The sequence below is a fragment of the Oerskovia enterophila genome (assembly GCF_044748475.1).
In the GTDB taxonomy this organism is placed as follows: Bacteria; Actinomycetota; Actinomycetes; order Actinomycetales; family Cellulomonadaceae; genus Oerskovia; species Oerskovia enterophila.
Genome location: NZ_JBIVFZ010000004.1, coordinates 79975 through 99296 on the forward strand (window position 1 = coordinate 79975; position 19322 = coordinate 99296).

Genomic DNA, 19322 nt, shown 5'->3' on the forward strand with positions numbered 1-19322 from the left:
CAGCGGTGTCCCCGTTGACACCTGCCGTCACCAGCTGGGCGAGGTCAGATCCCCAGGCCGCGCGTCAGGTCGCCGAGCGCAGCACGTGCACGCCGCTTGCGGTCCGCAGGGTCGATCGTGCGCTCGTCACCGGGGTTGGCGCGACGGACGGGCTTCCCGCCGGCCTCCGCTGACTCGACGACGCGGGGCATCCGTCCGTTGGCTCCGGCCGAGCGCGTCGCGCGGTTGCTCCGGTGCGGGCTGGTCGGGGCGAGGAAGTAGGGGCGTTGTGTGGTCACGGGTTCGTCCTCCAGTCGTCGCAGCCCCGTCGCCGGGGCCTTGCTCCCCTATGCTCGGACTCCCTCGTTTCGTCCGTGTTGCGAACACCGAACGTTGCAGTGTCGTCCGCAGGAACCCGCGGCACACCGACCCCCTACCGACCAGTAGCCTCCTGACATGACGACGCACGAGCGCGAGATCACCGCCCCGGTCGACCTGTGCCTGCCGGACGGGCGCCTGAACCCCGACGCGGTCGGGTGGACGCGCACCCCGCTGCACCGCGCGAACCTGCGCGGCTGGGGACGGACCAAGCGGTGGGAGTACTGGGGCGTCGTGACGCCCACGCACGTGATCGGCGTCGTCGCGTCGTCGATCGACTACGCGGGGGTCCACGGCCTGTACGTCCTCGACCGGGCGACGGGCCAGGAGACCGCGACGGACGTCGTCGTGCCCCTGGCCCGTGGCGTCGTGATGCCGGAGACCAGCGGCGCGGGCCGCGCCGAGGCCCGCGCGAAGAGGCTCGCGATCGTGATCGACCAGGATCCGGGCGGCACGCGGATCCGTGCCGCGTCCCACGACGTGAGCCTCGACCTGTCGATCCCGCTCCCGCCGGGGCACGAGTCGTTGGGGGTCGTCGTCCCGTGGAGCGACCGCCTGTTCCAGTACACGGTCAAGGACGTGGCCCGGCCCGTCTCCGGCTCGCTCACGGTCCACGGCACCCGGCACGAGGTCAGTGCCGACGACTCGTTCGCGGTGCTCGACCACGGCCGCGGCCGCTGGCCCTACGCGATGACCTGGAACTGGGCAGCCGGCAGCGCGCACGGACGCGGCATCCAGCTCGGCGACAAGTGGACGGACGGCACGGGCTCGACCGAGAACGCCCTGCTCGTGGACGGTCGGCTCCACAAGATCGGCCAGAAGCTCGACTGGCAGTACGACCGCGAGGACTGGCTCGCCCCGTGGCACATCTCGGGCGACGGGGTCGAGGCCGTGTTCACCCCCTTCCACGAGAAGGTCGCGCGCACGGAGATGGTCGTCGTGGGCACCGAGACGCACCAGTGCTTCGGTACGTGGTCGGGCCACGCGCGCACCGACGAGGGCGTGTGGGTGGACCTGGGGGGTCTGGTCGGCTGGGCGGAGGAGGCCCAGCAGCGCTGGTAGGCCCGACGGCGCCGCTCACCTCGAGGCGTGGACGTCACCCGGGCGTCGCGCACCCGGGTGCCAGACTCTCGTCATGGCGACCGTCCACGACGAGATCACTCCCCGGCTCTCCCGCTTCGTGCTGTCCCAGCCCGTGTTCTTCGTGGGCACGGCCCCTCTTGCGGGTGACGGGCACGTCAACGTCTCGCCCAAGGGCATGGGGGGCACGTTCGTGGTGCTCGACCCGCACCGGGTCGCATACCTCGACTACACGGGCTCGGGCGCCGAGGCCGCGGCGCACCTGCAGGAGAACGGACGCATCGTCGTCATGTTCTGCGCGTTCGAGGGACCGCCGAACATCGTGCGCTTCCACGGGCGGGGCCGCTACGTCCTCGCCCGGACGCCCGAGTTCGACGAGCTGCGCCCGCTGTTCGCCAAGGAGCGCGAGTCCGGGCAGCGCGGCATCGTCGTGGTCGAGGTGGACCGGGTCTCGGACTCGTGCGGGTACTCGGTGCCGTTCATGGACTTCGTCGGCGACCGCGACCTCCTGGACCGCGCCCACGACCGGCGAGACCCGGAGTACTTCGACGCGTACTGGCACAAGAAGAACGCGACGAGCATCGACGGGCTGCCCGGGGTGGACATCTCGCCCGTGTCCTGAGCACACCGGACGCTGGAGCGCCCGGTGACGCACGTCCCCGGGTCCAGGGTTCAGCGGTTGCTGACCCCGAGCGCCCTGCCGACGGTCGAGTCGTCCTCCAGGACGCGGAGCAGGCAGGCGGCGAGGTCGCCGCGGGGGATGGACCCGAATCCCTTGGCGCCCTCGGTCAGCTCCCGCGCCGTCCAGTCACCGGTTGTCCGGCCGTTCGTCAGGCCGGCCGGTCTGACGATCGTCCAGTCGAGATCCGAACGCACGACGACCGACTCCTGCTCGTCGTGGTCGGCCAGCGCCGAGGCAAGGACGACCCGCGTCAGGACCCGGACGAGTGCGGGCATCTGCGCTGCCGAGCCACCTGCCCCCAAGGAGGACTGCACGACGAGCCGGCGCACTCCCGCTTCCTGCATCGCCGCCACGACGACCCGCGTGACCGCAGACCGTTGACGAGAGGTCCCCTTGGCGCCGCCCACGGTCACCACGACGGCGTCCGCCCCGGCGACCGCTCGGGCTGCCACCTCTGGATCGGTGGCGTCCCCCGTCAGGGTCTCGACCCCCGAGGCAACGGTGCTGCCGCTCCGCGACAGGACCGTGACCTCGTGTCCTTCTCCCTGTGCGAGCAAAGCCAGGCGGGCCCCCGTGCCCCTCGATCCACCGACGATGACGATCTTCATGGACTTCTCATCTCGTCGCGGTGCACCCTGCTGTCCGCGGAAGTGTATCTCCGTGCAGGTGGAGCCCGGCGGGTGCTCGGGCACTCGTCCCGGCCTGGTGCGACCGCCCGGTGGACGCGCCCCGCAGGGACGAGAGCATCGGGGCGCACCGTCACGTCGCGTCGAGGTACGCCCGCCCGCGCGGCGAGATGCGGTACCCCACGGGCAGGCTCTCGGTGAGCCCGAGCTCCTTGAGGCGCCGGACCCGGACCTTGAAGTAGTCGCGCTCGACGCCGATCGACGCCGCGAGCTCGCGCGCCACGACCTCGGGCTGCGCGACGATCAGCTCCAGGTAGGACCGGGTCCACGGCTCGGGCGCCGCACGGTCCATGCGCGCGAGCCGTGTGCGCAGCCCCTCGACCTCCTCGGCCGACAGGTCGGCCTCCTGGCGCAGCGCGATGCGCGGGTCCTCCCCCACGCGCCGCAGACCGATCCGGTACAGGTCGCCCTCGCCCTTCGCGGCGACCCAGGCGAGCGCCGCCTCGGCCGAGCGGAACCCGGCGGCGCGCGCGTCGTCGTCGGGCAGGACGGGGATCCCGCCCACCTCCGGGACCCGGTCGATCGACGTGACCTCCACGACCCCGATCCGCGTCCTCATCCGCCCGCCCGCGCGCACGCGCGGCGCGAGCCAGCGGCGGTACGCGAGGGACACCGTGCCGTCCTCGAGCCCGCTGAGCGTCTGCCGGGTCAGCAGCATGCCTCCAGGGTACGAAGACGGGCCGCGGCGTGCAGGGCACAGGTCCACCGGGCCGCCCGTATGCCGCCTCAGGAGGCGGTGCGGACCGCGGCGACCGGCCGCGTCCCGCGAGGGATCACGACCCGCGCGCTGACTCCCCCGCCGGGACGAGGCGTCAGGCTCAGGCTCCCGCCGTGCAGCTCGACGATGCGGGAGATGATCGCGAGCCCCAGGCCGTTGCTGCTGCGGTCGGTCACCACGTCGTCGCGGGTCCTCGCGACGGAACCGACCTGGCGGGCGAACGGCTCCAGGGCGATCCTGAGGTCGTCGTCGGTCAGGACGCGGCCGCTGTTCTCGACGGTCAGGACGACGAGCCCCGCGTCGACGAGCGTGATGCGGGCCCACCCGTCCTGGGGCAGGTTGTGCCGGACCGCGTTGCGCAGCAGGTTGTCGACCACGCGAGCGAGGAGGATCTCGTCGCCCGGCACGACGGCGGGCGAGACGTCCACCTCGACGCGCACGCCCCGCTCGGTGGCCTCGCGCGCGACGTCGTCGACCGCGTCCTCGACGACGACGTCGAGGTCGAACGGCGCTCGGACGATCGGCGACCTGTCGAGGGCCGCGAGCTGCAAGAGGGCCGCGACGAGGTCCGTGGCTCGTCGGTTGGTCACGTCGAGGCGTTCGAGCAGGCGCGGCAGGTCGACGGCGTCAGGCTCCTTGCGCGCGACGTCGAGCATGGTCTGGGTCACCGCGAGCGGTGTCCGCAGCTCGTGCGACGCGTTGGCCGCGAACCGCTGCTGCGCGGCGAAGGACCGTTCGAGGCGTTCGAGCATGGTGTCGAACGTGTCGGCCAGGTCCGTGAACTCGTCCCGTCCGCGCCGGGTGTCCCGGGCCGAGATGCGGTGCGACAGGTCGCCCGACGCCGCGGCCCGCGCGGCGGTGTTGAGGTCCGCGAGCGGACGCAGCACCCGCCCGGCCACGAGCCACCCACCCACCGTCCCGACGACGGCGAGCACGCCCATGGCCACGGCGCAGGCCTGGATCAGCGAGTCGAGGATCTGGCCCCGCGACGCGATGAAGAGGTGGGCGTCCGACGGGTTCGCCGCCGTGAGCGGGTAGTTCGGGACGAACCGCATGACGGCGTAGACGATGACGGACATCACGAGCCCCGCGGCGAGCAGGAAGGCCACATAGCTCAGCGTCAGGCGGAGCCGGGCCGTCTGGCGCAGGACCCTCACGACGCCTCGCCGCTCGGCGCACCGACGCGGTAGCCCACGCCCGGCACCGTGTGCACGACCCAGGGATCGCCCAGGCGCTTGCGGAGCGTCGAGACGGTCACCCGGACGGCGTTGGTGAACGGGTCGGCGTTCGCGTCCCACGCACGTTCGAGCAGGTCCTCGGCGCTCACCACGCCGCCGTCGGCTGCCAGCAGGACCTCCAGCACCGCGAACTGCTTGCGGCTCAGGCGCACGTGCTCGCCGTCCCGGTAGACCTCCCGGCGGAACGGGTCGAGCCGCACCCCGGCGGCCTCCAGCACGGGTGGGAGCGGGGCCGGGCGGCGTCCCAGGGCCCGTACGCGCAGGATCAGCTCGGGCAGCAGGAACGGCTTGGTCAGGTAGTCGTCGGCGCCGATCCCGAAGCCTCGGGTCTTGTCGTCGAGCGTGCCCGCCGCGGTGAGCATGAGGACCCGGGGCGCCAGGCCTCGGGCCACGATCGACCGGCAGACGTCGTCGCCGTGCACCCCAGGCAGGTCACGGTCGAGCACCACGACGTCGTACGCGGTGTGGCTGAGCCTCTCGAGGGCCACCTCCCCGTCGAGCGCGACGTCGGCAGCGACGGCCTCGCGCCGCAGCCCGGTCTGCACGGCCTCGGCCAGGAACGGCTCGTCCTCGACGACCAGCACCCGCATCGATCCTCCACCCGCTCGTCGGCCCGACCCCTCCGACGGCGGGCCTCCCCCGCCAGTCTAGGAAGCGGGGTGTATCGAGAACGTCTGCGAAAAGCGAGACGCCGGGACAACATGCCGACGGGTGCAGTGGTGGTCATGGACACGCGTACCCCACCGCCCTCGTTCGCCCCGGTGCCCGCCCCCGCGCCGGCACCGGACGGTCCGCGCCGACCTCCCCGCCCGAGCGCCCGCAGGCGCCGCACCGCCGTCCTCGCCACGGCCGTCGCGGTCCTCGCCGTGGTGGCGGCGCTCGCGTGGGCCTCCCTGCCCGACGCCGACCGCGGCCTGCGCTCGCTCGTCGCCGACACGCTCGGCACCGAGGACGCCGGCCCCGGGGCAGGCGTCGCGCCGGACCTCCCCGCCGAGGACGACCCGCGCCAGGAGGACGACACGATCGACCCGTTCGACGACCAGCACCCCGCGATCGCGGGACTCGACGACGACCTGCGCGCGGCACTCCAGTCCGCGGCACGCGACGCGCAGGCGGCGGGCGTCGACTTCTGGGTCACGTCCGGGTGGCGCAGCACCGCCTACCAGCAGAGTCTCCTCGACCGTGCGGTCGACCGGTACGGCTCGCTCGCCGAGGCCCGCAAGTTCGTCAGTACCCCTGAGGCGTCCGAGCACGTGCAGGGACGGGCGGTCGACATCGGACCGACCGACGGCGCGGACTGGACGATCCGCAAGGGCGCGCGGTACGGGCTGTGCCAGACGTACGCCAACGAGATGTGGCACTTCGAGCTGGCCACGACGCCGGGCGGCACCTGCACGCAGCCGCTCCCGGATGCCGCCGGCTGACCGTCAGCAGTGCTCGCCCCGGGACGTGCGCGCACGGCGACCCACCGTGCCCTACGCGGCCGCCGACGGGCTACGCCGTCGTCGTGTGGCTCGGCTGACCGGGTTCAGCCCAGCCGCAGCTCGGCGTTGACCGACCGCACCAGGTCGGCCGGGAGCTTCGCGACCTCGCGGTCGTAGGTCAGCAACCCGTTGAGCTCGTCCTCGACGTCCGAGAGCTGGGTGTAGACCGTCGCGGAGAGCCCTCGCGAGATCGCGGGCACGATCTGGTCGCGGTGCAGCGCCTCGAACGCCTCCCCGAGCGCCGCGGCGTCGTCGAGCTTCTTGTAGCCGAAGTCCTTCTCGCTGAAGTCGCGGCCCTCGAGGCGCAGGTTGTAGCCCCCGTACTCCGAGAGCACGAGCACCCGCCGGTCACGCCGCCGCGGGACCCGGAACGGCTTGAAGTACACGTGGAGGCTCCGGAGGTCGCCGGCACGCTGGTCGTGCCAGCCGCTCGCGTGGTCGACCGTCCGTGTCGGGTCGAGCGCACGGACGCGGGCAGCGACGCGTGCGGCGTCGAACTGTCCCCAGCCCTCGTTGAACGGCACCCAGACCGCCAGGCTCACGACGCTGCGCAGGTGCTCGACCGTCGCGTCGACCTCGCGGAGGAACTCCCCGCGCCCCTCCACGTCGGCCCGTCCGAACAGACCGTAGAACCGGTCGCTGATCCGGAGAGGCACGGCCACCGGCGCCGTGATGACCGTCGACCGGTACCGCTCGCCCCCGTTGACCATGTCCTGCCACACGAGGATCCCGAGCCGGTCGCAGTGGTAGTACCAGCGCAGCGGCTCGATCTTGATGTGCTTGCGCAGCATCGTGAACCCGAGGTCCTTCATGGTCGCGATGTCGTGGACCATGGCCTCGTCCGACGGTGCCGTGAGCAGCCCGTCCGACCAGTACCCCTGGTCCAGGACGCCCGCGTGGAAGTAGGGCTCGCCGTTGAGCAGCAGGCGCGGCACGGCCCGCTCGTCCCGCCCGACTCCGAACGACCGCATGCCGGCGTAGCTGCGCACCTGGTCGTCGCCGAGCGTCACGCGCACGTCGTACAGGTGCGGGTCCTCGGGGGTCCACGGGCGGGCGTCCGGGATCGGCACGCGGGCGAGGGTCCCCACGGGTGCGTCGACCTGCGCGACGAGCGCTCCGCCGTCGTGCACCTGGATGCGCGCCACGGGCGCGTCCGGCCCGACGGCGCCGCTCGCCCCCGCGGGCATCCCGCCCGCGTGCACGGTCACCTCGAGGCAGCCGCCCGGGAGGTCCGGGACGAGCACGAGCCGGTCGACGTGCAGCGCCGGGACGGCCTCGACCCAAACGGTCTGCCAGATGCCCGACTGCGCGGTGTACCAGATGCCGCCGCGGTCGAGCTTCTGCTTGCCGCGCGCGTGGTAGCCCATGTCGCTCACGTCGGTGACCTCGACGAGCAGCTCGTGCGGCTCGCCGAGGGATCCGGCGAACGCCTCCGTGACGTCGCACGCGAACGGCAGGAACCCGCCCGTGTGACGGCCCACCTCGACGCCGTCGACCAGGACGCGGCACGACTGGTCGACCGCCCCGAAGTGCAGGAGGACCCGCCCGTCGCACGGGACGAAGCCCTCGGGGAGCGCGACCGTGCGCCGGTACCAGAGCGCCTCGTACGGCTGGAGCTGGCGCCCCACGCCCGACAGCACCGACTCGGGCGAGAACGGCACGACGATCTCGCCGTCGAACACCTGGGGGGCCGCACCGCCCAGCGACCCCTCGGGGCCGGCCGCCTGCCCGGTGAACGCGTAGTCCCACACCCCGTTGAGGTTGAGGTAGCTGTCGCGCACGAGCTGAGGACGGGGGTACTCGGGCAGGGGGGCGTGCCGATCGAGGGCGGCGGCCCACCGAGTGGGCCGGAGGATGCTCATGCAGCGGGTTCCTTGCGACGGAGAAGCGTGACGGGGACGAGGATCAGGAGTAGCACGACGGCGGCCGCGACGAAGATCAGGGGGCTCGGGACCTGCTTGACGACCCCGAGCTCGGAGTAGGTCTCGGCGGCCCCTCGGATCACGGCCGCTCCGATGAAGGGCCCGACCAGCATGGGGACGAGGATCGCGAAGACCATGCGCAGCCCCTGGACGTGGCCCGCCCGGTCCGGGGGCGAGTAGTCGCGGACCAGCGCCCCGACCGGGGTGAGGACGAGCATGAACCCCGACATCATGACGAGCCCGGCCAGGATCGCGGGCACCATGCCTCGCGCGAACGCCATGAGGACCAGTCCCGTCCCGTAGACCGCGACCGCAGGCAGGAGGAAGCGGACCTTGCCGACCCGGTCGACGATCCGCCCGCCGATCACGCTCACGACCGAGGCGCCGAGCAGCACCACGGCCAGGACGATCGCGTACCCGTCGATCCGCAGGTACCGCTGGAGGTAGATGATCAGGTACGGCAGGAACACCTGGGTCGAGATCCCCCAGATCGTCCACGCCGACAGCGCGAGGTACAGGCCCGGGTTCTCGCGGACCGCCGAGGGCCGCAGGCCGTGGACCACCGAGCGCAGGTACCCGTCCTCCTGGCGGACCGTGAGCTCGCGGTCCCGGACGAGGAACCACGACACGACCCCCACGACCACGATGATCGCCCCCACGAGGACGAAGAACCCTCGCCACTGCCCGGCTCGCGTCATGCCGTCGAACGCCCCGAACACTACGAGCATCGACAGCAGCGGCATGACCGCGAGCACCGACTCGACTCGGCCCCGGTTCGCCGGCTCGGTCGAGTCGGTCACCCAGGCCTGGAACGCCGCGTCGTTGGCCCCCGAGCCGAACAACGACATGACCGCGTCGAGCGCGACGACCGCGACCGCCGCCACGACCACGGCGTTCGCCGCCGGGACCAGCCCCGAGACCGTGTCGGGGCTCAGGAACCCGAACGCGGCCGTCGTGATGCCCCACAGGACGTATCCGGCCGCGATGAACACGCGGCGGCGTCCGACCCTGTCGGAGAGCGCGCCGACCAGGAGCGTCGCGAGGGTCGCGGCGACCGCACTCACGGCGACCATGGTCGCGATGACGTTCGGGTCGTCCGTGATGGTGTCGTAGACGAACACGTTGAGGTACATGTTCTCGACGGTCCAGGCGAGCTGCCCGACGAAGCCGAGGAGGACGAGGGACGTCCAGGTGCGGGCCCCCAGGGCCCCGGTGCGCGTCATTGCCACGCACGGATCGTAGTCCTCCTCGCGGGGCCGCATGCCGATCGACGGGTCGAGCGTCCCTACGCCCCGAGCACCGGTCGGCGCGCGACCGTCAGCACGTGAGTGTCGGGCCACTCGACGTGCTCGCCCGTCGTGGCGTCGGTCAACGACGCCACGGGCGCGAACGAGTGCTCGACGAGCCACTCGTTGCGCCACGCCCCGCTCTCGGGCCCCAGCTCGAAGCCCGCGCCCGTCAGCAGCCCGGTCCACGCGTCGCCGTCCAGGTCGCAGAACCGCTCGTGGCACTCGGACAGCCAGTTGTCGGCGTAGTCCTTGGTCGTGAGGAACTCCATGGCGTCGCGCAGCGTGAGGCGGAACGTCCCGGGCAGGACCTCCTCGACCGTGAACGACGCACCCGACAGGCGGGGGAAGTCGTGCGCGAACTGGCGCATCCGCGAGGCCGTCGACAGCCCGCGGACGTGCGCGGCGACGTCGGGCCGCGCCCACGCGTCGAGGTCCGTCACGACGCCCGGGCGCGTGCCGTCGTCGTCGCGGAGCGTGAGGTGCACCGGGCGGTCGCCGTCCGCGGGACCGCACACGTCGCTGTTGATCCACACCCCGCCCGGGCGGGTGTGGGCAAGCACGCGGCGAGCGAACCGCTCGACGTCGGGCACGCCGTCGCCGTACGAGGAGATCTCGTGCGTGAGCGCGATCGTGACGGTCGTGTCGACGCTGCGCTCGGGCATGACCTCACCGCGCAGGATGTTGGCCTGCACGAACCACACGTTCGGGTTCGCGAACACGCCCTGCGTCTTCTTGTGCTCGGCCTCGGCCACGAGGTGGCGCGCGACGTCGACGCCGAACAGGTCCGACTCGTGCAGGCGCGGCTCGGCCGCGACCAGCTCGAGCAGGCCGCCCGTCGCGCACCCGATGTCGACGATCCGCCCCGGGAGCACGTACGGGCGCACCTGCTCCCACTTGCGGCGCGAGGCGTCCTCGAACGCCGCGGCGTACGTCCGGTAGTCGCGGGTCGCGGTCAGGTCGCCGTCGCCCGAGACGACGGGGTCGGCGAAGACCTGGACGATCTGCGCCTCGAGGCCGTAGCGCCGGAAGAAGCCCGGCACGGCCGGGTGGGCGACGTCGGTCCACGTCGGGTCACCCGCGGCGAGGCGCCCGACGGCGTCCCACGGGCGGGCAGGCACGTCACCCAGCGCGTCGGTCGCGTCGAGCTCGACGCCCACGACCCGGTAGCCGAGCTCCTGGTAGGCCGCGATGACCGCGGGGGTCGAGCAGGCCACGACCGTCTCGCGAGGGTCGAGCGTCACGGTGTGCCCCGTCGCGGTCTGGACCGTGGTCGTGACGAGGTGCGCGAAGCGCGCGTGCGGGGCCACGTCCGGGACCGGCACGACGAGGCTCGGCAGGTGCTCGACCGCCGTGACGTGCTCGATGAGCGCCTCACGCCGGTGACCCGGCACCGGGTTGCGGCGCGTGCCCGCGTGGTTCGCGGACGTCACGGCCCACACGACCACGGCGTCGGGCGAGCACCGGACGCGCTCGCCGTCGAGGTCGCTGACGAGACCCGCCCGCAACGCCCGGAGGTAGTCCACCTGGAAGCGGGTCACGAGGTGGTGGCGCCCCGGGAACAGGACATGACGGATCAGCTGGTCGTGGGGCACCCGGGTACCTTCGCGCGAGAGGGGGGTGCGGGGCAAGCGGAGCGTGCCCCGCCGGACCCGACCACCCGCTCCCCTCGTCAGCGTCCCCGTTCCGTGCCATCGTGGAAAGAGGCGCCGACGACGCCTCCCCCGCTGCGCACGACCTGGACAAGGAGCACCCGATGGTCTCGACGACGAACGCATTCAGCAGCTTCTCGGTGAACGACCTGGACGCCGCGCGGGCGTTCTACGCGGACGTCGTGGGGGTCGAGGTCGACCAGACGCCCATGGGCCTGGACCTGCACCTGGGCTCGGGCGGGCACGTGTTCGTCTATCCCAAGACGAACCACGTCGCGGCGTCGTTCACGGTCCTGAACTTCGGGGTCGACGACGTCGACGCCGCGGTCGACGAGCTCGTCGCCAAGGGCGTGGAGTTCGAGCGCTACGTGGGGTTCGACCAGGACGCCAAGGGCATCGCGCGTGGTCCGGAGGGCCCGGCGATCGCCTGGTTCAAGGACCCGGCGCGCAACGTCCTGGCGATCCTGAGCAACCCGTGAGCACCGCGGTGGCGTCGCACGAGCACCTCCTGGCGGCGCACGGCGACGCGATCGGGGCGTTCGACCACCTGGTCCGGCGGGTCCAGGACGACCAGTGGGAGCTGCCCACGCCCGACGACGACTGGACCGTCCGCGACCTCGTCAACCACCTGGTCTCGGAGCAGCTCTGGGCGCCCGAGCTGCTCGCGGGCCGGACGGTCGCGGACGTGGGCCCGGTCTTCGACGGCGACGTCCTGGGCGACGACCCGATCGACGCGTGGATCGACGCCTCGACGCAGTCGCGCGAGGCGTTCCTCGCCCCCGGCGCCCTGGACCGCGTGGTGCACCTGTCGTACGGCGACGCCCCGGCGACCGAGTACGCGCACCAGATGACGTTCGACCTCACGGTCCACGCATGGGACCTGGCCCAGGGACTGGGCGTCGACGCGGACCTGGGCCCCCAGCTCGTGTCGTTCGTGCTGGGCTACGCCCAGCGCCGCAAGGGCATGTTCGCGGCGAGCCGCCTGTTCGCGGGCCCCGTCCCCGTGCCCGACGACGCGCCCGAGCTCACGAGGCTGCTCGCACTCGCGGGTCGCCGGGGCTGAGCCGGCCTCAGGCCGTGGCGTCGTCCTCGCGGCGTGCGATGCGGATCATGTCCTCGCGCGGCACGACCTTGATGCGCTCACGGCCGTGCGGCTCGCCCTGCGCGCGCTCGTAGGCGTCCAGGACCTCCCAGTCGGACCACTGGACCAGGTGCACGCCCCGCTCGGTCAGGAACTCGACGACCGCGTCCGGGTCCGGCTGGGTGGCCGTGCGCGAGTCGGCGAGGTCCTCGACGAGGTGGCGGACGGTCTCCGAGGCGTCGGACTTGGTGTGCCCGATCAACCCGACCGGGCCGCGCTTGATCCAGCCCGTGGCATAGACCCCCGGGACCTGCTCACCATCGATGTCGATCACCCGACCCTCACGGTTGGGAATGACACCCTTGAGCTCGTCGAACGGCACCTCGGGCAACGGCGACCCGAAATACCCCACCGCACGATAGACCGCCTGCACCGGCCAGTCCTGGAACTCCCCCGTCCCACTGACCGTCCCGTCACCGTTGAGCACCGTGCGCTCGGTGCGCAACCCCTCGACCCGCTCCTGCCCCAGCACCGCGACCGGCGCCTTCAAGAAGTGCAGGTGCAACCGGCGCGAGGCCGTGAACCCGCTCGGGTCCTTCAGCGTCCAGTCCGTCAACGTCTTGACGACCTGCTTCGTCTGGTTCGACGAATTGATCGCCGCCATCGACCCCTCGTCGAACTCGAAGTCCTCCGGATACACGATCACGTCCACGTCCGGCACATGACCCAGCTCACGCAGCTCCAACGGCGAGAACTTCGCCTGCGCCGGACCACGACGCGCGAACACGTGCACATCCGTGACCGGCGACGCCTTCAACCCCGCATACACGTTGTCCGGGATCTCCGTGGGCAGCAGATCATCCGCATGCTTGGCCAAGATCCGCGCCACGTCCAACGCCACGTTCCCCGCCCCCAGCACCGCGACCTCACGCGCCTCCAACGGCCACGTCCGCGGCACGTCCGGATGCCCGTCGTACCACGACACGAAATCAGCAGCACCGAACGACCCCGGCAGATCGATCCCCTCGATAGGCAACGCCGCATCCCGGATCGACCCCGTCGAGAAGATCACCGCGTCGTAGAACTGCCGCAGATCGTCCAGCTTCAGATCCACCCCATAATCCACGTTCGCCAACAACCGCACATCACCACGCGCCAACACCTTGTGCAACGCCACGATGATCTGCTTGATCCGCGGATGATCCGGAGCCACCCCATACCGCACCAACCCAAAAGGCACGGGCAGACGCTCGAACAGATCGATACTCACCTCGACATCCGTCTTCGACAGAATGTCCGCCGCATAGATACCAGCAGGACCAGCGCCGACGATAGCGACGCGCAAAGGACGGGAGCTGCTCACAGGAAAGAACGCCTTCCGATCGAGGAGGGAGAGGGGCGGTCCGCGCCGGGGTCGGCGGCCGCACCGTTCGACGGTACGTCCTCAACCAGGGTTGAGGTCAAGGTGCACGGTGGAGGCGGCGGGGAGGTCTCGGGTGGGCGCGACGGCGGACCGTCAGGGTTCGTAGTCCTCGACGAAGCCCTGGATCTCTCGGCGCAGGGCGTCCTCGCTCAGCGGCTCGCGCGTCGAGGTCCCGATCGAGAACCCGTAGCCCTCGATCGGCCCGTTCTCCCAGTGGAAGTCGTACCTCCCGGGCTCGTGGGGTCGGTCCTCGACCGTGAACACCTGCCCGTCGACCGTCATGTGCCAGGTCTGTGGCGCCACGTGGGGGATCGGGAGCGCCCGGCTCTGCAGTCGCTCGATCCGCGGTCTCAGGAGCGCGTCCATCGCCGCTGGGTCCTCCCAAGTGCCGACGCTCACGAGCAGCCGGTGCGGGCCGAGGTCCCGGTGCCACGCACCACCCACGGGAACGAGCTCGACGTCGTAGACCACCGGGACGTCCGGGTCGCCGATCGGCTCCGGGACGTAGCCAGGGGGAAGATCGGCCTCCGAGAGGAAGAAGCTCGGTCGCGCCATCTGCTCCTCCCACGCCCGTGCCTCGTCCACGACGGCGTCGAACACCATGGCCAGCCGCTCCGAGGCCGGACGGACGGCACGGCCCGTGGGCGCTTCGGCCAGCCGCTCCCACCATCCGCGCCACTCGGCCGCGAGCGCCGCGGCCTCGTCGCGCGGCAAGGCCTCGACCGTGACGCGGGGAACGAGGGCCGGGACGTCGTCCGCGACAGGGAGCGCGAGACGGTCACGGACGAACAGCGCGACCGTGAAGCCGATACCGCGCGTCACGCTGATGTTCCGCAGGTCCTGTGTTTCGTGGGTCATCGCTCACCTCGTCGTCGGGCCGGCTTGTCTGTCCGTGCCGGTCCTGCTGTTCTTGCCGGTCCTGCTGTTCCTGCCGGTCCTGCTGTTCCTGCCGGTCCTGCCAGTACTGCTGTTCCTGCCGGTACTGCTGGGCCCGCCAGTCCCGTCGGACCGCCCATGCTAGGTGGCCGCAGCGCGCTCGGCGCGCTCTCCCACCGAGGTGCGGTGGCGTGCGGCATGTCGACGCCGTGCCGGTGGGGAGCAGGTCGGCTGCGGGAACAGGTACAGCTGCGGAGCAGGCTCGGCTGAGCGGGATCCACGTTCGCCAAACGGGACCAGTTCCCGCTCAGCGAACACACTCCGACAAGAGTTCCCCGTCCGGCCGCGCGGGAGCGTCCTCGCGCAGCGCACGAGCCACAGGCCACGGGTCACGAGCCACGAGACCCGCCCTCGGACGGCTCGCAGATGGCCGCACGGCATCCTCGATGACCTCGCGTCGAGGCGTCGATGAACGCCTCGGGAACGTTCGGGGAACGGAGCCGCTGAGGCCACTTCTCGGACACTTCGCCCTCCTAGGGTGACGGGCGTTCACCCGCTCGTGACTGGAGCCCCACCCCATGACCTCCGTGTCAGCCCCTGCGCGCCTCGCGCCACCGGACCGCCGTCCGTCGATCCCCGGACGGCGCCGACCTTCCCGCCCGACCCCGCGGGCCGTCCGCACCTGGCTCGCGTTCCTGCTGCTCGCGGGGCCCAACGTGGCCCTGCTGCTCGTGTTCGTCTACCGCCCGCTCCTGCAGAGCTTCTACTACTCGACCCTGCAGTGGAACATGGGCTCCCCGACGGCCCGCTCGGTCGGCCTCGGCAACTACGTCGAGTGGTTCCAGGACCCGACGACGGCCGACGTCATGGTCACGACGGGCGTCTTCACGGTCGCGACCGTGGGCGGTTCGCTCGTCCTGGGCCTGGGCCTCGCCCTCCTGCTGAACCGGCGCCTCAAGGGGCGCGGGTTCGCCCGGACCGTGGCGTTCGCTCCCTACGTCCTGTCGGGCGTCGCGGTCGGCATGCTGTGGCTGTTCATCTTCGACCCGCGCTACGGCCTGCTGTCGGCCGGGCTGCGAGTGATCGGCCTCGAGTCCCCCGACTGGTACACGACCTCGCCGTGGGCCCTGGTCATGATCATCGTCGTCTACCTGTGGAAGAACGTCGGGTACGTCGCCCTCATCTACCTGGCCGGTCTCCAGGCCGTCCCGCTCGAGCTCAAGCAGGCCGCGGCCCTCGACGGCGCGTCCTCTGCCAGGACGTTCCGCTCGATCGTGCTGCCTCTCCTGGCTCCCACGACCTTCTTCCTCACGGTCACGACGCTGCTCAGCTCGCTGCAGTCGTTCGACATCATCCAGGCCATGACGAAGGGCGGGCCGCTCGGCTCGACCACGACCCTCATGTACCAGATCTACGAGGAGGGCTTCGTGACCGGCCGGGCCGGCTACGCGTCGGCCGTCGCCACGATCCTCTTCCTCCTGCTGCTGGTCGTCACGGTCGTCCAGCTGCGCTTCGTCGAGAAGAAGGTGCACTACGCATGAGCGTCCAGAACCCCGTGCGAGAGTCCCCGGCCCCCGCGCCCGCCCAGCACTCGACCGCAGCCTCGGGCGCGTCCAGCGCGCAGCCCCCCGGGTCCCCCGTCGACGCACCACCGGCCCCCGTCGGTGCGGGCCACCGCCCAGGCGGAGGCCGACCTCCGCAGCGCACGCGCCGTCGTCGGCCCCTGCACCTGGGCGCGTACGCGACCCTCCTGGTCGCGACCGTCGTCATGGCCCTGCCGCTCGTGTGGATGGTGCTCGCGAGCTTCAAGCGCCCCGACGAGCTGTACTCGATCCCGCTCCAGTGGCTCCCGCAGAACCTCGACCTCGCCAACTACGTCCAGACGACGCAGAGCATCCCCGTCGGGCAGCTCTTCCTCAACAGCGTGGGCCTGACGGTCGTGGGCTCGACCCTCAAGCTGCTGCTGGGCCTGTGCTGCGCGTACGCGCTCGTATTCCTGGACTTCCCGTTCAAGCGCGCGGTGTTCGTCCTGGTCCTGTTCACGCTGCTCATCCCGCAGCAGATCACGATCATCCCCAACTACACGCTCGTCGCCCAGCTCGGGTGGCTCAACACCTACCAGGGCATCCTCGTGCCGGGCCTGGCGAGCGCGTTCGGGACCTTCCTGTTCCGTCAGCACTTCCTGTCGCTGCCGATCTCGATCCTCGAGGCCGCCGAGCTCGACGGCGCGGGCCACTGGCGCAAGCTGTGGCGCTTCGTCGTGCCGCTGTCCTACCCCACGATCGCGGCCGTCGCGCTCGTGTCCGTGGTCGCGGAGTGGAACGACTACCTCTGGCCGTTCCTCGTGACCGACGACGCCGAGAAGATGACGCTCCCCGTGGGCCTCACGCTCCTGCAGAGCGTCGACGGCATGAACAACTGGGGCGTCCTCATGGCCGCGACCGTGCTCGTGACGCTGCCGGTCCTGGTCGTCTTCCTCTTCCTCCAGCGCCGGCTCGTCGCCGGGCTCACCGCCGGAGCCGTGACCGGCTGACGCGCCGGTCCCCCTGTCCCCCCGGCACCTGCCGGGTCGCTGTTCCCCACCCCAAGGAGCATCACCGTGAACCAGCCCCTGCCCGCCCTGTGGACCCCGTCGCGTCGCGACGTGCTGCGCCTCGGCGGCCTCGGAGCCCTCGCCCTCTCCCTCGCCGCGTGCGCGGGACCGACCGTCGGTGGCGGCTCGTCCGCACCGTCCGCCTCGGCGGGCACCGACTGGTCCAAGATCAAGCCCGCCTCGCAGATCACGTGGTGGAGCAACCACCCCGGCGCCTCCAAGGCGATCGAGGAGGAGCTCATCCGCCGCTTCAACGCCAAGCACCCCGACATCGCGGTCAAGCTCGTGACCGCGGGCGCCGGGTACGACGAGGTCGCACAGCGCTTCCAGGCCGCGTCGTCGTCGAACAACCTGCCCGACCTCGTCATCGCGAGCGACGTGTGGTGGTTCCGCTACTACCTCAACGGGCAGGTCATGCCGCTCGACGACGTGTTCGCCCACCTCGACGTCGACGTCGCCGACTACAACCCGACGCTGTACGGCGACTACGAGTACGGGTCGTCGCACTGGGCCGTGCCCTACGCGCGCTCGACCCCGCTCTTCTACTACAACAAGGCCATGTGGGCCCAGGCCGGCCTGCCCGACCGCGGCCCCGAGACCTGGGCCGAGCTCGCCGAGTGGGCCCCCGCCCTGCGCGGCCAGGTCCCGGCCGACGGCGCCCCGCTGGGCCTCGCGACCGGCACGTCGTGGGCCGCGTGGTGGTTCGAGAACATGCTGTGGGGCCAGGGCGGCCAGTACAGCGACAAGTTCACCGTCGCGCTCGACACCCCGCAGGCACTGGCCGCGGGCGACTTCCTGCACGACCTGTTCCACGGCTCGAAGGTCGCGGGCGTCGGGACCGACGCCGGGGCCGACTTCGCCGCGGGCATCTTCGCGTCGACCATCGGGTCCACGGGCAGCCTCACGGGCCTCCTCGAGGCCGCGCCGTTCGAGCTCGGCACGGCCTACCTGCCCGACGGCCCGAACGGCTCCGGGACGCCCACAGGCGGCACGGGTCTGGCCATCCCGGCCTCCCGCTCACCCGAGCAGCAGCTGGCCGCAGCGATGTTCCTGGCCTTCCTCACCGACCCGGAGAACACCGCATACTTCTCCCAGAACACCGGGTACATGCCGGTGCGCACGTCCGCGGTCGAGGGAGAGACCATGAGCAGCATCTACGCGGCCACGCCGCAGTTCCGCACGGCGGTCGACCAGCTCGCCGAGAAGTCGCGCTCGCAGGACTGGGTCCGGGTGTTCGTGCCCTCGGGCGACCAGATCCTCACGGACGGGATCGAGCAGATCGTGCTCAAGGGCACGCCCGCGGCCGAGGCGTTCGCGTCGATCACGCCGCGCCTCGAGAAGGCGTACCAGGAGAACGTGGAGCCCTACCTGTGACGGGCGCGTTCCAGGTCGTCGCGCACCGGGGGAACTCGTCGGTCGCCCCGCAGAACACGCTCGCGGCGTTCGAGGCCGCATGGCGTGCGGGAGCCGACAGCATCGAGCTCGACGTGCAGCTCACCGCCGACGGCGAGGTCGTCGTGATCCACGACGACACGCTCGACGCCACGACCGACGGGAGCGGGCGCGTCGACGGGCTGCCGCTCGCGGACGTCCGGGCGGTCGACGCGGGCTCGTGGTTCGCCCCGGCGTACGCGGGGCAGCGGGTCCCGACCTTCGCGGAGGTCGTGGACTTCCTCGTGACGCACCCGGGCATCGACCTCCTCCTGGAGGTCAAGGGCGACTGGGGGCCCGACGACGTCCGCAAGGTCACCGAGCCCCTCCTGCGCGCCGGTCTCGCCGACCGCGTGATCGGTCAGAGCTTCTGGCCCTCGACCGTCGCCTCTCTGCAGAAGGTGGCCCCGGACCTGCGCCGGGGACTGCTGGTCGAGCGATCCTCCGACGACCTGCTCGCGACGTGCGCCGAGCTGGGCGTCATGACCTGCAACCCCGCGGGCACGGTGCTGCTCGAGCAACCCGGGCTCGTCGCCGCGCTGCACGACGCGGGGCTCGAGGTCATGGTCTGGACCCTGAACGAGCCCGAGCAGTGGGCGCTGGCCCTCGAGGTCGGCGTCGACGCGGTCATCACCGACCGCCCCGACCGGCTCCGCGGGTGGCTCTCCGGGAATTGACGAGCTGCCGCTCCGACGCGCTGCGCCGGGGCCCCGCCGAGAAGTGAGCAGATGCCCCTGGATCAGCGGAATGGGGGGCAGTGCGGACAAAAACGCGGGCAAGTTTTTGGGGGGGGGGGAAAACGCACCCCCCCGC

General features: G+C 71.7%; 19 protein-coding genes. 9 read left to right on the plus strand and 10 right to left on the minus strand.

The annotated features are described in order from the left end of the window. Positions 1-44 precede the first annotated feature (44 nt). Positions 45-278 (minus strand): hypothetical protein, encoded by a 234-nt coding sequence (locus ACIPWA_RS13395; RefSeq protein WP_056649136.1) that lies wholly within the window; start codon positions 276-278, stop codon positions 45-47. A 157-nt stretch (positions 279-435) separates the two neighbouring features. On the opposite strand from ACIPWA_RS13395, the gene ACIPWA_RS13400 reads away from it, so the two are divergent. Both ACIPWA_RS13400 and ACIPWA_RS13405 read left to right on the plus strand, forming a co-directional pair. Beyond that, complete coding sequence (locus ACIPWA_RS13400) at positions 436-1419, plus strand: DUF2804 domain-containing protein (protein WP_400290870.1); 984 nt, start codon at positions 436-438, stop codon at positions 1417-1419. 73 nt (positions 1420-1492) lie between these two features. Continuing rightward, on the plus strand, positions 1493-2059 hold the full coding sequence (locus ACIPWA_RS13405; RefSeq protein WP_400290872.1) for a pyridoxamine 5'-phosphate oxidase family protein: 567 nt from the start codon (positions 1493-1495) through the stop codon (positions 2057-2059). A 50-nt stretch (positions 2060-2109) separates the two neighbouring features. Here ACIPWA_RS13405 and ACIPWA_RS13410 read toward each other — a convergent pair whose 3' ends face one another. The 4 genes from ACIPWA_RS13410 to ACIPWA_RS13425 all read right to left on the minus strand — a co-directional run bounded on the left by ACIPWA_RS13410 (position 2110) and on the right by ACIPWA_RS13425 (position 5351). After that, positions 2110-2727: an NAD(P)-dependent oxidoreductase gene (locus ACIPWA_RS13410; RefSeq protein ID WP_400290874.1), complete on the minus strand. Its 618-nt coding sequence runs from the start codon at positions 2725-2727 to the stop codon at positions 2110-2112. Positions 2728-2878: 151 nt separating this feature from the next. After that, positions 2879-3463, minus strand: coding sequence for an ASCH domain-containing protein (locus ACIPWA_RS13415; RefSeq protein ID WP_400290876.1), 585 nt, complete (start codon positions 3461-3463; stop codon positions 2879-2881). 68 nt (positions 3464-3531) lie between these two features. Then, positions 3532-4680, minus strand: coding sequence for a sensor histidine kinase (locus tag ACIPWA_RS13420; RefSeq protein WP_400290878.1), 1149 nt, complete (start codon positions 4678-4680; stop codon positions 3532-3534). Continuing rightward, positions 4677-5351: a response regulator transcription factor gene (locus ACIPWA_RS13425; RefSeq protein ID WP_400290880.1), complete on the minus strand. Its 675-nt coding sequence runs from the start codon at positions 5349-5351 to the stop codon at positions 4677-4679. Before ACIPWA_RS13425 ends, ACIPWA_RS13420 begins: the two co-directional genes overlap by 4 nt. A 135-nt stretch (positions 5352-5486) precedes the next feature. Here ACIPWA_RS13425 and ACIPWA_RS13430 point away from each other — a divergent pair, with 135 nt between their 5' ends. Continuing rightward, positions 5487-6185 (plus strand): M15 family metallopeptidase, encoded by a 699-nt coding sequence (locus tag ACIPWA_RS13430; protein WP_400290883.1) that lies wholly within the window; start codon positions 5487-5489, stop codon positions 6183-6185. A 104-nt stretch (positions 6186-6289) separates the two neighbouring features. Here the strand turns inward: ACIPWA_RS13430 and ACIPWA_RS13435 are convergent, their stop codons facing one another. The 3 genes from ACIPWA_RS13435 to ACIPWA_RS13445 all read right to left on the minus strand — a co-directional run bounded on the left by ACIPWA_RS13435 (position 6290) and on the right by ACIPWA_RS13445 (position 11048). Continuing rightward, complete coding sequence (locus tag ACIPWA_RS13435) at positions 6290-8107, minus strand: glycoside hydrolase family 2 protein (protein ID WP_400290886.1); 1818 nt, start codon at positions 8105-8107, stop codon at positions 6290-6292. Continuing rightward, the gene (locus tag ACIPWA_RS13440) at positions 8104-9390 is read right to left on the minus strand and encodes an MFS transporter (RefSeq protein ID WP_400291602.1); all 1287 of its coding nucleotides are present in this window, start codon (positions 9388-9390) and stop codon (positions 8104-8106) included. The genes ACIPWA_RS13435 and ACIPWA_RS13440 overlap by 4 nt, the downstream gene beginning before the upstream one ends. A gap of 62 nt (positions 9391-9452) precedes the next feature. Beyond that, a complete protein-coding gene (locus ACIPWA_RS13445) occupies positions 9453-11048 on the minus strand; it encodes a class I SAM-dependent methyltransferase (RefSeq protein WP_400290888.1) in 1596 nt (531 codons plus the stop codon). A 101-nt stretch (positions 11049-11149) separates the two neighbouring features. Here ACIPWA_RS13445 and ACIPWA_RS13450 point away from each other — a divergent pair, with 101 nt between their 5' ends. Both ACIPWA_RS13450 and ACIPWA_RS13455 read left to right on the plus strand, forming a co-directional pair. Continuing rightward, a complete protein-coding gene (locus ACIPWA_RS13450; protein WP_322788309.1) occupies positions 11150-11584 on the plus strand; it encodes a VOC family protein in 435 nt (144 codons plus the stop codon). After that, on the plus strand, positions 11581-12168 hold the full coding sequence (locus ACIPWA_RS13455; protein ID WP_068627225.1) for a TIGR03086 family metal-binding protein: 588 nt from the start codon (positions 11581-11583) through the stop codon (positions 12166-12168). The genes ACIPWA_RS13450 and ACIPWA_RS13455 overlap by 4 nt, the downstream gene beginning before the upstream one ends. A 7-nt stretch (positions 12169-12175) precedes the next feature. Here ACIPWA_RS13455 and ACIPWA_RS13460 read toward each other — a convergent pair whose 3' ends face one another. Beyond that, positions 12176-13549, minus strand: a complete 1374-nt coding sequence (locus tag ACIPWA_RS13460; protein WP_400290891.1) for an FAD-dependent oxidoreductase — start codon at positions 13547-13549, stop codon at positions 12176-12178. A gap of 153 nt (positions 13550-13702) precedes the next feature. After that, positions 13703-14467: a hypothetical protein gene (locus ACIPWA_RS13465; protein WP_400290893.1), complete on the minus strand. Its 765-nt coding sequence runs from the start codon at positions 14465-14467 to the stop codon at positions 13703-13705. 596 nt (positions 14468-15063) lie between these two features. Between ACIPWA_RS13465 and ACIPWA_RS13470 the strand changes: the two genes are divergently transcribed. From ACIPWA_RS13470 to ACIPWA_RS13485, 4 genes are all read left to right on the plus strand, one after another. Next, entirely contained in the window at positions 15064-16026 is a 963-nt protein-coding gene (locus ACIPWA_RS13470) for a carbohydrate ABC transporter permease (protein WP_400290895.1), read from the plus strand. After that, positions 16023-17018, plus strand: a complete 996-nt coding sequence (locus tag ACIPWA_RS13475; protein ID WP_400290897.1) for a carbohydrate ABC transporter permease — start codon at positions 16023-16025, stop codon at positions 17016-17018. The genes ACIPWA_RS13470 and ACIPWA_RS13475 overlap by 4 nt, the downstream gene beginning before the upstream one ends. Before the next feature lie 66 nt (positions 17019-17084). Next, positions 17085-18452: an ABC transporter substrate-binding protein gene (locus ACIPWA_RS13480; RefSeq protein ID WP_400290899.1), complete on the plus strand. Its 1368-nt coding sequence runs from the start codon at positions 17085-17087 to the stop codon at positions 18450-18452. Then, positions 18449-19186 carry a glycerophosphodiester phosphodiesterase gene (locus tag ACIPWA_RS13485; protein WP_400290901.1) on the plus strand — a complete coding sequence of 246 codons (738 nt, stop codon included), beginning with the start codon at positions 18449-18451 and terminating at the stop codon, positions 19184-19186. Before ACIPWA_RS13480 ends, ACIPWA_RS13485 begins: the two co-directional genes overlap by 4 nt. Positions 19187-19322: the final 136 nt, after the last annotated feature.

Bases quoted from the DNA above. Each gene is read 5' to 3' on its own strand.
- ACIPWA_RS13400 (WP_400290870.1), top strand. From the start codon at position 436: ATGACGACGCACGAGCGCGAGATCACCGCCCCGGTCGACCTGTGCCTG.
- ACIPWA_RS13405 (WP_400290872.1), top strand. From the start codon at position 1,493: ATGGCGACCGTCCACGACGAGATCACTCCCCGGCTCTCCCGCTTCGTG.
- ACIPWA_RS13410 (WP_400290874.1), bottom strand. From the start codon at position 2,727: ATGAAGATCGTCATCGTCGGTGGATCGAGGGGCACGGGGGCCCGCCTG.
- ACIPWA_RS13415 (WP_400290876.1), bottom strand. From the start codon at position 3,463: ATGCTGCTGACCCGGCAGACGCTCAGCGGGCTCGAGGACGGCACGGTG.
- ACIPWA_RS13425 (WP_400290880.1), bottom strand. From the start codon at position 5,351: ATGCGGGTGCTGGTCGTCGAGGACGAGCCGTTCCTGGCCGAGGCCGTG.
- ACIPWA_RS13430 (WP_400290883.1), top strand. From the start codon at position 5,487: ATGGACACGCGTACCCCACCGCCCTCGTTCGCCCCGGTGCCCGCCCCC.
- ACIPWA_RS13435 (WP_400290886.1), bottom strand. From the start codon at position 8,107: ATGAGCATCCTCCGGCCCACTCGGTGGGCCGCCGCCCTCGATCGGCAC.
- ACIPWA_RS13440 (WP_400291602.1), bottom strand. From the start codon at position 9,390: ATGACGCGCACCGGGGCCCTGGGGGCCCGCACCTGGACGTCCCTCGTC.
- ACIPWA_RS13465 (WP_400290893.1), bottom strand. From the start codon at position 14,467: ATGACCCACGAAACACAGGACCTGCGGAACATCAGCGTGACGCGCGGT.
- ACIPWA_RS13470 (WP_400290895.1), top strand. From the start codon at position 15,064: ATGACCTCCGTGTCAGCCCCTGCGCGCCTCGCGCCACCGGACCGCCGT.
- ACIPWA_RS13475 (WP_400290897.1), top strand. From the start codon at position 16,023: ATGAGCGTCCAGAACCCCGTGCGAGAGTCCCCGGCCCCCGCGCCCGCC.